Below are 9,760 nucleotides of genomic sequence, written 5' to 3'. Positions count from 1 at the left end.
CTTGCGGGCGTTAGGGGGAGTAGAGGTGGTTTTTTAGTGGGAGGGCACTTAAAAGCCCGTACGCCAATAGGGTGCCTTTCCCCGGGTACCCTCCGGGGTAATAAGGATGGCGATTTCCTCCTCCCGCCGGAAGACCTCCGCCACGCCCTCCACCAGGTTGTTCCGGCGGGACCGGTCCACGGGGATACCCCCAAGGAGCTTTAAGAGCCAGCCCAAGGGGGGCCGGAAAAGCTCCTTCTTCCCCAGCCAACGGGCGCGGATCCCTAAAGCCCAGAGGGCCAAGAGGCCCACCGGGAAATCCCAGTTGGAGGTGTGGGGGGCACCGATCAGGACGTACTTCCGGCTGGGGGGAGGGGGCATGTGGTACCTCCACCCGAGGCTCCGCAAAACCAGGCCTGCCAGTTTCCGCATACCCTGAAAGTATACCCCCTGTGATAGACTGGTCGAAGGAGGGGTGGGGGCTTCCCCACCCCTGTTTGCTGGGGTGAGGATGCATAAGGTAGTCATCGTAGGCCGGCCCAACGTGGGCAAGTCCAACCTCTTCAACCGCCTCCTGGGCAAAAGGAGCGCGGTGGTGGCCGATGTTCCCGGGGTCACCCGCGACCTCAAGGAGGGGGTGGTGGAAAGCGAGAAGGGCCGCTTCCTCCTGGTGGACACCGGGGGGCTTTGGTCGGGGGACCGCTGGGAGAAGAAGATTCAGGAGAAGGTGGATCGGGCATTGGAGGACGCCGAGGTGGTCCTCTTTGCCGTGGACGGCCGCTCAGAGCTCACCCTGGCGGATTATGAGGTGGCGGAATACCTGCGGAGGAAGGGAAAGCCCGTGATCCTGGTGGCCACCAAGGTGGACGACCCCAGGCACGAGCACTACCTGGGCCCCCTCTACGCCCTGGGCTTTGGCGACCCCATCCCCACCTCCAGCGAGCACGCTAGGGGTTTGGAGGAGCTCCTCGAGGCCATCTGGGAAAAGCTTCCCGTGAAGCACATCGAGTCGGAGCCGGAGGTGGCGGGCATTAGGCTCGCCATCGTGGGCCGGCCCAATGCCGGGAAGAGTAGCCTCCTAAACGCCATCCTGGGGGAGGAACGGGTCATCGTCTCCGAGGAACCCGGCACCACCCGGGACGCCATCGACGTCCACTTCACCTTCCGCGGCCAACCTTTCGTCCTGGTGGACACCGCCGGCATCCGCAAGCGCCCGGAAACCCTGGTGGAGGAGCTGGCCATCCGGCGGAGCCTTAAGGCCATAGAGGAAGCCGACGTGGTCCTTCTGGTGGTAGATCCCTTCCAGGTGGGGGACCGGGAGCTCAAGCTGGCCAACCATGCCCTGGAAAAAGGAAAGCCCGTGCTCCTGGTCATCACCAAGTGGGACCTGGTGAGGAAGGAGGAAGCCCCCAAGGTGCGCCGGGAGCTCAGGGAAAAGCTTGCGCACCTGGAACACCTTCCCCGGGTGTACACCTCGGCCTTCACCAAGCAGAACCTGGACAGGATCTTCAGCGAGGCGGTGCGCCTCTTCGGGCTCAACCACACCCGCATCCCCACCGCCGAGCTAAACCGCTGGCTTGCCGTGTGGACGGCCAAGGTGCAACTCCCCAACTTCAAGGGCAAACCCTTGAAGATCCTCTACGCTACCCAGCCCGAGGTGGCCCCACCCACCTTCGTCTTCTTCGTAAACCACCCGGAGTTCGTGACCCGGGCCTTTGAAAACTACCTGAAAAACCGCATCGGCGAGGACCTGGGCCTTAAGGAAGTGCCCTTCCGCCTGGTCTTCCGCGGGCGTAGGGAAGAGGGCTAGGTACGGCTTCTCCCGCACACGAAAGCCAGGAGGCCTGCACCCACAAAATGTTTGCCCCAAGGGCAAAGCATCGATGTGTTTGCCTGAGGGCAAGGCGTCCATAAACTCCGGCACCACCTCCAAAAAACGCCTTCTGTCCAAAAGAAGCACCCGTAAGGCCCAGGTCGCCGCTTCCCAAAAGGCCTGCGGGGCCAGCTTTTGGGCGTAGTAGAAAGGAGCGAAGGGCGAGACCAACCGGAACAAACCCCGCCCCCACCAGATAGCTAAGGTGACCAGATCAGCCAGAAGCCGAAGGATCTGGGCTGTCCTCACCCAAAAGCGCCTCCAACCCCTCCACCGCCCCCATGCGCAGGGAGAGGTGGGCCAAGGGGGTAAGGGGGGTGGGCTCGGGGTTCACCTCGATCAGGTAGGCCCCGGAGGCGTAGGCGATACGCCCTAAGGAGGCGGCGGGTTCCACCTCGGCGCTGGTACCCACCACCAGGGCCACATCCGCCTCGGCAAAGGCTTTCTCCGCCCGTTCCCAGGCTCCTTCCGGCAATAACTCCCCAAACCAGACCACGTCCGGCCGGGCCCTATGCCCGCACAGGGGGCAGAAGGGAGGAGGAACGAAGGGATCGGGAAGGGGAAAGCGGTGCCCACAGGCCTCACACCGGGCCCTTAGGATGTTGCCGTGAAGCTCCACCAGGTTCTGGCTTCCCGCCAAGGCGTGGAGGCCGTCCACGTTCTGGGTGACCAGGAGGAAGGCCCCCCCTCGCCCCAGCACCTCCTCTTCCAGCCGCACCAGGGCCAGATGGGCGGGGTTGGGCTTGGCCTCCCGCACCTTGGCGAGGCGCCAGGCGTACCATTCCCAGACCCTTTCCGGGTTTCTGGCGTACGCCTCCGGGGTGGCGTAGTCTAGGGGGTTGAACTCCCTCCAAAGCCCCTCGGCATCGCGGAAGGTGGGGATGCCCGAGGGCTTGGAGATGCCTGCCCCGGTCAGGACCGCCACCCTCCTGGCCTCCCCAAGCCTCGACCGAGCTTCCCCTAATCCCATAAGGACATGGTACTTCAGGAGTATTCTGGAGGCCATGGCTCCCACCATGAGGCTCTTTACCCCCGAGGCCATGCGGGAAGCCGACCAGAAGGCGGTGGAGATGGGGTATCCCTCCCTCCTCCTCATGGAGTGGGCAGGGATGAAGGCGGCACGGGTCTACATGGAGCTTTTTGGCCACCGCCCCGCTGTGGTCCTGGCGGGCAAGGGGAACAACGGCGGGGACGGGCTGGTGCTGGCCCGGCACCTCCACCTGGCCGGGGTGCCGGTACGGGTCTTTGCCGCGGAAGGCCAGGGCGGGGATGCCCTTTTGGCCCGAAGCGCCCTAAAGGCCCACGGCCTGGAGATCCGCCCCCTGGAGGAAGCCACCTGGAACCGGGAGGAGGTGCTGGTGGATGCCCTATTCGGCACCGGCCTAAGGGGGCCCCTGGAAGGATTCCATGCCGGTTTGGTGGATCGGATGAACGCCTCCGGGCTTCCCATCCTGGCCCTGGACCTGCCGTCAGGCCTCCCCTTTACCCCACACGTGCAGGCCACGGCCACCGTGGCCTTCGCCGCCCTCAAGACCCCCCACCTCCTCCACCGCGAGGCCTGCGGGCGGCTCTATCTGGCGGAAATCGGGCTCCCCAAGGACCTCCTGGCCCGGGAGGACCTGCCCGAGGTGGCCACCCCCGAGGCCCTAAAACCCCTCCTGCCCAAGCGCCCCCTCACCGCCCACAAGGGCAGCGTGGGCCGGGTGGGGGTGCTGGGAGGGTACCGGGGGGAGGGCTTGCGCTACGCCGGGGCCCCGGTCCTGGCCGCCCTGGGGGCCTACCGCATGGGGGCGGGGCTGGTGCACCTGGTGGCCCCTGAGGGCACACCCTTAGAGCCCCTCGAGGCCGTCTTCCACCCCGCCTCCCACCCCACCCTTCCCCCCCTCAAGGCGGAGGCCCTGGCCGTAGGGATGGGCGGGGGGCCGTGGGGCAGGGGGTGGGCGCTAGAGGCCCTAAAGGCCCGTCTCCCCACCGTCTTGGACGCCGACGCCCTTCACCTCGAGGTGGCCGAGGCCTACCGCCAAGCGGGCGTGCCCACCGTCCTCACCCCCCATGCGGGAGAAGCGGGAAGGCTTTTGGGGATGCCCCCAGAGGAGGTCGCCAAGGATCCCCTGCAGGCCGCCCGGACCCTGGCGGAGCGCACGGGGCTCACCGTGGTCCTCAAAGGAAACCCCACCGTGGTGGCTCAGGGAAGCCGCCTTTCCCTAAACCCCACTGGCAACCCCGCCCTGGCCACCGGGGGAACGGGGGATGTGCTCTCCGGGGCCATCGCCGCCCTGCTGGCGGCGGGGCTTAGGCCTTTTGACGCGGCACGGCTTGGGGTCTATCTCCACGGCCTGGCCGGGGACCTCCGGGCCGGGGAAAAGGGGGTGGGGCTCCTCGCCCGGGAGGTGGCGGAGGCTCTTCCCCGGGCGCGGAGGCTTTTGGAAGGAGGGCAGGCGCCCTGGCCCTTTTCCCGGGTATGAGCGCCTCCTCCTGCCCTCATTCAGCGGATAACCTTACCCTCGGCCTTGCTATATGAGTAGAAAAGGAGCTCGCCCAGGAAAAGCCCCAAAAAATACGGGGTACCGGCGGGTCCTTGAAGGAAACGGGTCCAGTACCCCGGGCTAACCAGCTCAACGAAATAACCAACCGCCAAAGTGGCTGCTAGGAGAGCCACCACTTCTTTCCTGTTCGTTAAGCGCACCTGCCCAAGGGAGACATAGTCCAACAGGGCCCCGGAGATAACCCCAAGGGCAAAGGTAGCGGGTCCGAGGACACCCTCAAACCGGAGGGCTAAGAGCCCTAGCCCAACAGAAATGCCCAAGGCTAGCGTTCTCTTTGCAAGACCCCAAAGCCTTTGAAATCTATCCATAGCAGCACCTCCTACCTACAAACATTTTGGCAAACCTCGGTACAAACAATTCGCGAAACGGCCTCGCAAGACCACGCACCCCCAACGCGCCTACAAGCATACTCAACAACCGGTCGGCAAACCTGTCGACAGACAAGGAAGCAGACAGGATTGAGGCTTGATCCACCTCCGCCACCCCCGCCATCCCCCGGATCCAGACAAGGCTGGGCGCCACAGCTGAGGGGCAAAATCGGTTCCTCCACCCTCGCCTTCTCCAGAGGTTTCACCATCTCATCGCCCGGCAATGGGCAAGAAGGCCCTTCTTGAGGGAAGGGCATGGCCTGAGCCATGGCCACCGGCAAACCCAAGACCATAAACACAAGCCCTCCTAGCGTGGCCAGCTTCATTGTACCACCTCCACCCCTAAGATAGGACTTCTTCTTCTTCTTCTTCTTCTTGTCAAAACCCCAGAAAGCTCCTGGTATTCTGGGGGCGGTGTAGGACGTATGGATCCCCCAACCCGCCTCTATGTCCCCGCCACCCTGGCCAACCTGGGCTCGGGGTTTGACGCCTTGGGGGTAGCCCTGGACCTCTACCTGGAGGTGGAGGCCGAGCCCGCCCGGGAGGTGGCGGAGGCTCTTCCCCGGGCGAGGCGGCTCCTCCAGGAAGGGAGGGTGCCCCCAGCCTTCCTCCTGCGCTAGTCCGTCCTCCTCACCCTTGCGGCATCCTCGGCCGGCGTACCGGGCTAAAAAGGAGCAGGGCCAATAGGACACCAGCAGAGAAGGGCTCTGCGGCCAAATAGCCCGCCCAGCGAGCTAAAGCCCCAGAAGAAACGATCTTTGAAGGCAGCTTCCTGCCTTATCAGTGCCCGGATTGAAGATAGGCAGCCCAGATCATTCCGAGAAGAGCGCTGGCATAAGGTAGGCCTATGCGCCTATAGGCAAACCAGAGGGTCAGGAGGAGGCAAAACACCACGAAAACGTCCCCGGTTTCAAGCCTCTCATTGCGAAAAAGATCATCAAAAACGGAGAGCCACAGCTTAAATTGCAGCGCCGCTAAAGAAGAGTAGAAAGCAATGTCTACCAAAGTCCGAAACCTTTCCCTTAGCGAACGCAATACGTTTGGCATCTCTCCTCCTGCCTCGGGGTGCAAACTTGCTGCCAGTCATAGGCAGTGCACACAAAGGCTGTTAATGCACAGACCGCCTTTCCCGTGGGATCTGTGGTCCAATAAACACATGTCGCAGCAAAGGCTGCGCAAACCCATCGCCACACGCAATCGTTGACCGTTATAGTCTCACACACTCGAAACACGCCCTGGGCGAAAAAGAAGCAGGGCCAAGACGACCCCTATAGCGTAGGGCTCCACGGCCATATCGCCCAGGCGACGGGCAAAAGTCCCAGGAAATACCAAATCCAGGAAGAGGTAAAAGAGGATTACGGCAAAGAGGGAGAAGACCAAGGCTTTCGGGAGGTTAAGGACCACGCCCTTACCCAAGCCCAGGTAGAAGGCCAAAATCGCACCCAAGCCCAACAGCAGCTGCAACCCACCCCAAATGCCCTTCTGTTCAAGAAGAAACGCAAGAACCGTGAAAATCACAAATAGCCCAAATGAGAGGAGTCTTTTTGGGACTTCTCGGTTCCGAAAGGCCATCCCAACACCCCCCTTCACCTGCACTGCATCTCACACACCTCACGGCACTCATTATAAACAATCACCCTACAAGCGGGTTGCCAAAGGGGAGGGACAGGGGTACAAACGATTTGCTGGACAGGAACGCATACAAGCCGGCAAACGATGGAACAGATAGGGTTGCTCCCACCTCCACCGCCCCCACCGCTTCCGTTTCCCGGATCTAAGCATGCTTCGGGCCCACAAAGAGGAACGAATGCGCCCCCAGAGTCCGGACGGAAGCTCTCGGACGTGGTTAGCGCCTCGCAGGATGCCTGGGAAACTCCGGCCTGGTACAAAGGTGTTTCCCGCCCGAAAGCCACAGGCAAACCCAAGGTTAGGAGCAGAAGCCCTCCTAAGATTGCTGCTTTCATTGCACCACCTTCACCCCTAAGATAGGGCTTCTTCTTCTTCTTCTTCTTCTTCTTGTCAAGACCCCAGAAAGCTCCTGGTATTCTGGGGGCGGTGTAGGACGTATGGATCACCCAACCCGCCTCTATGTCCCCGCCACCCTGGCCAACCTGGGCTCGGGGTTTGACGCCTTGGGGGTAGCCCTGGACCTCTACCTGGAGGTGGAGGCCGAGCCGGCCCCCAAGGATGCCTTCCACTACGAGGGGGAAGGACAGGTGGAGGGTGAGGACAACCTCATCCACCAGGGCTACCGGGCGGGGATGGAGGCCTTGGGCTTACGGCCAGAACCTCTTCTTATTCGGGCCTTCAACCCCATCCCCCTGGCCCGGGGCATGGGAAGCTCTTCCGCCGCCCTGGTGGCCGGGGTGGCCCTGGCGGACCAGCACTCCGGGGGAAGGCTGGGACGGGAAGGGGTTTTTCAGGTGGCCGCCCGCCTGGAAGGCCACCCCGACAACGTGGCCCCCGCGGTCTACGGGGGGTTCGTGGCCGCCCTGGCCGAACCTCCCCTGGCTATTCCCCTTCCCAGGCCCCAAGGGGTTTACTTTGTCCTGGCCATACCCCCCTATGAGGTGCCCACGCCCTTGGCCCGGGCGGCCTTGCCCGAGCAGGTTCCCCTAAAGGATGCCGTGTTCAACCTGGCCCGCAGTGCCCTTTGGCCTGCCGCCCTGTATTCAGGAAAGCTCGAGGCCCTACGGGAAGCCTGCCGGGACCGCCTGCACCAGCCCCACCGGGCCCACCTGATGCCGGGGGTTTTGGAAGCGATCGAAGGGGCCTTGGAAGCCGGGGCCCTGGCCGCCTTCGTGGGGGGAGCGGGCCCCACCGTGGCCGCCCTGGCCCGCGAGGATCGCCTGGAGGAGGTGGCCAAGGCCTTGGAGGGCTACCGGGGCGAGGGGCGTACCCTAATCTTGGGTATAGGGGAGGGATACTTCTGGAAGGAAACCTGAACGCCATCCCTCTTGTGGAACTTCTGGGGCTGATCCACAGCCACCGGCGCTCCGGGGTCTTGGAGGTTTCCCTTGGCCCACTTCCCCTCTCCCTGCGCTTCGCCGGGGGGGAGGTGGTGGGGGCGGCCATCCTGGACTGGGAGGGCCTCGAGGCCCTCTTCAGCTTCCCCCTGCATCCCCAAGAGGGGGTTTTCCGCTTCGGGGTAACCCCACCCGCCGCCGACAAGCCCCTGATGCCCTTCTCCGCCCTCCTGGGGGAGTGGGCCCGGGTGAACGACGAATGGGACCGGTTCCGCACCCTGGTGGACTCCCCCAGCCGGGTCCTCGAGGCCATCCGGCCCAAGCCCCCCTATGAGGTCTTCCAGGGGGGAAAAAGCGTGCGGGCGGCCGCCAAGGCCTGGGGAGTCCCCCTCCTCATCGCCATGGAGAGGGCCTACATGGGGGTAAGGGAAGGGGACCTCTACCCCCTTCGCCGCTACGCCTGGTACGCCCTACGCATCCGGTACCAGGGGAAGAAAGGCAAGACCCTGGAGGAGTTCGGCCAGCTCCAGGCCCTCCTGGACGGCACCCGCAACCTGGGGGAGGTGATCGCCTCGGGGGTGCCCATCGGCCTGGTGCGCCGCTATCTGGTGCAGGCCCTGGCCTCAGGGGAACTCGCCCCCCCGGGCCGGGGATGGCTCCTGCGGGACCTCACCTGGGAGATGGAAAAAGAGGAGAACGCCTAGGGGAAAGCCCCTAGGCCCTCGGCCACAAGGGATTCTACCCCCGGGCTTGGCCAAAAGGCCCTACTTTTTCTTGCGCGGACGGTACTTGCCGTAGGTGCCCCGCCAGATCTTGCCCCTACGGGTGCGACGGTCGCCCTTACCCATGCCCTGCCTCCTAGGCGCTCACCGTGGCAAGGAACTTCTGCACCTTGCGCATAAGGCGCGACTTCCTCCGGGAAGCGGCGTTTTTGTGCAGGGTGGACCCCTTGGCCGCCTTATCGATGAGGCTTTGCGCCATACGCATGATCTTGATGGCCTCCTCGGCCTTACCCTCCTGGGCCAACTGGACGGCCTTCTTGCTCAAGGTCTTGATGGCCGACTTCTTGGCCTTGTTGCGAAGCCTGCGCTTCAAAGACTGCCGGTGCCGCTTCAGAGCGGAAAGATTCCTCTTGGGCTTCTTCTGCGCCATCGTTCTCCCCTCGTGCCCCTTAGGGGCAGACCAGGCCTAAGTGTAGCATACCCCGCTTCAAGGGGCAAACTTGGTGTAGTCGGCCAACACATCTGAGACTCCTGGGGGACCGACTCCCTCCGCATCTTAGCCAGGTATTCCAAAGGGGCCAAACCCCCTAGAGCCCGGTGCGGCCTCCGCCGATTGTAGTAGTCCAGGTAAGCGTTAAGCTCCCTCTGGAGCTCAGGAATCCCAGACGGCAACGACCGGGTGTAGAACTCGTCCCTGAAGGTCCGTTGTATGCGCTCCACGTGACCGTTGAGCTTGGGGCTCCTGGGAGGCAGCACGAAGAGCCGGATGCCCAACCCCTCGCAGGCCTTTTCAAACCCGGCCATGAACTCAGCCCCCCCCGTCCACCTGGATGGCCGGATGGGAAAGGGCGCTTGCGCAATCAGGTAGGCCAGGAAGCCGGCCGCAAGGTCGGCCGTAGCCCGGGTGTGCACCTCCGCCAGCGCAAAGCGGGTGGCAAGGTCCACGGCCGAGAAGTGCCGGATCATCTCCCCGGGTCCTAGGGTGACGGTGAAGGTGTCCACCTGGATGAGGTCGCCCGGCGCTTGGGCCTCGTAGCCCTTGGGCTTCCTTTGGGCGTAGGGACGCCGGGGTTTCCTCCTTGCCTTCCCCCGCCGGGCCCGCGCCGAAAAGGCAGCCACGCTCGCCACCCTCCCTAGCCTCTCCAGGTAGGCCAGGATGCGCCCCACCGTGCGCTCGCTCACCTCAAAACTTGCACCTCCCGCATATCCCGCATAAACACGCATCTTCTACCCCTTTCCCTGGAGGTGGTCGTGTCAAGATTTATGTGTAAGCGTCTGTGTATGGGGGGCATACCTCTCCAGAAGC

The 9,760-nt window shown here is 63.7% G+C and carries 9 protein-coding genes and 3 pseudogenes; 5 read left to right on the top strand and 7 right to left on the bottom strand.

What is annotated here, in order from left to right:
* Positions 1-51: 51 nt before the first annotated feature.
* Positions 52-411: pseudogene (locus tag L0C59_RS10715) on the bottom strand (1-acyl-sn-glycerol-3-phosphate acyltransferase); the annotation flags it as partial.
* Positions 412-490: 79 nt separating this feature from the next.
* On the opposite strand from L0C59_RS10715, the gene der reads away from it, so the two are divergent.
* Positions 491-1,789 carry a ribosome biogenesis GTPase Der gene (gene der / locus L0C59_RS10710; protein ID WP_243091320.1) on the top strand — a complete coding sequence of 433 codons (1,299 nt, stop codon included), beginning with the start codon at positions 491-493 and terminating at the stop codon, positions 1,787-1,789.
* Between the two features lie 277 nt (positions 1,790-2,066).
* On the opposite strand, the gene L0C59_RS10705 is transcribed toward der, so the two are convergent.
* Positions 2,067-2,822 (bottom strand): SIR2 family NAD-dependent protein deacylase, encoded by a 756-nt coding sequence (locus tag L0C59_RS10705; protein WP_243091319.1) that lies wholly within the window; start codon positions 2,820-2,822, stop codon positions 2,067-2,069.
* 46 nt (positions 2,823-2,868) lie between these two features.
* Between L0C59_RS10705 and L0C59_RS10700 the strand changes: the two genes are divergently transcribed.
* Positions 2,869-4,317, top strand: coding sequence for an NAD(P)H-hydrate dehydratase (locus L0C59_RS10700; protein WP_243091318.1), 1,449 nt, complete (start codon positions 2,869-2,871; stop codon positions 4,315-4,317).
* Positions 4,318-4,337: 20 nt separating this feature from the next.
* Here L0C59_RS10700 and L0C59_RS10695 read toward each other — a convergent pair whose 3' ends face one another.
* Positions 4,338-4,706 (bottom strand): hypothetical protein, encoded by a 369-nt coding sequence (locus L0C59_RS10695; protein ID WP_018110566.1) that lies wholly within the window; start codon positions 4,704-4,706, stop codon positions 4,338-4,340.
* Positions 4,707-5,191: 485 nt separating this feature from the next.
* Between L0C59_RS10695 and L0C59_RS10690 the strand changes: the two are divergent.
* Positions 5,192-5,317 (top strand): annotated as a pseudogene (locus L0C59_RS10690) (homoserine kinase); the annotation flags it as partial.
* 664 nt (positions 5,318-5,981) lie between these two features.
* Here L0C59_RS10690 and L0C59_RS10685 read toward each other — a convergent pair.
* Complete coding sequence (locus L0C59_RS10685) at positions 5,982-6,338, bottom strand: hypothetical protein (RefSeq protein ID WP_243027588.1); 357 nt, start codon at positions 6,336-6,338, stop codon at positions 5,982-5,984.
* Positions 6,339-6,832: 494 nt separating this feature from the next.
* Here L0C59_RS10685 and thrB point away from each other — a divergent pair, with 494 nt between their 5' ends.
* Both thrB and L0C59_RS10675 read left to right on the top strand, forming a co-directional pair.
* On the top strand, positions 6,833-7,711 hold the full coding sequence (thrB, locus tag L0C59_RS10680; RefSeq protein WP_243091317.1) for a homoserine kinase: 879 nt from the start codon (positions 6,833-6,835) through the stop codon (positions 7,709-7,711).
* Positions 7,696-8,436, top strand: coding sequence for a DUF4388 domain-containing protein (locus L0C59_RS10675; RefSeq protein WP_243091321.1), 741 nt, complete (start codon positions 7,696-7,698; stop codon positions 8,434-8,436). The genes thrB and L0C59_RS10675 overlap by 16 nt, the downstream gene beginning before the upstream one ends.
* Positions 8,437-8,496: 60 nt before the next feature.
* Here L0C59_RS10675 and L0C59_RS10670 read toward each other — a convergent pair whose 3' ends face one another.
* The 3 genes and pseudogenes from L0C59_RS10670 to L0C59_RS10660 form a co-directional block, all read right to left on the bottom strand.
* Positions 8,497-8,580 carry a 30S ribosomal protein THX gene (locus L0C59_RS10670; protein WP_008632889.1) on the bottom strand — a complete coding sequence of 28 codons (84 nt, stop codon included), beginning with the start codon at positions 8,578-8,580 and terminating at the stop codon, positions 8,497-8,499.
* 10 nt (positions 8,581-8,590) lie between these two features.
* On the bottom strand, positions 8,591-8,884 hold the full coding sequence (gene rpsT / locus L0C59_RS10665) for a 30S ribosomal protein S20 (RefSeq protein ID WP_243091316.1): 294 nt from the start codon (positions 8,882-8,884) through the stop codon (positions 8,591-8,593).
* An 86-nt stretch (positions 8,885-8,970) separates the two neighbouring features.
* Positions 8,971-9,642: pseudogene (locus tag L0C59_RS10660) on the bottom strand (integrase core domain-containing protein); the annotation flags it as partial.
* Between the last annotated feature and the right edge of the window lie 118 nt (positions 9,643-9,760).

The organism is Thermus neutrinimicus (assembly GCF_022760955.1).
Lineage (GTDB): Bacteria > Deinococcota > Deinococci > Deinococcales > Thermaceae > Thermus > Thermus neutrinimicus.
Note: the sequence above shows the minus strand (reverse complement) of the source record. Positions and strands in the feature narration are given on the sequence as shown.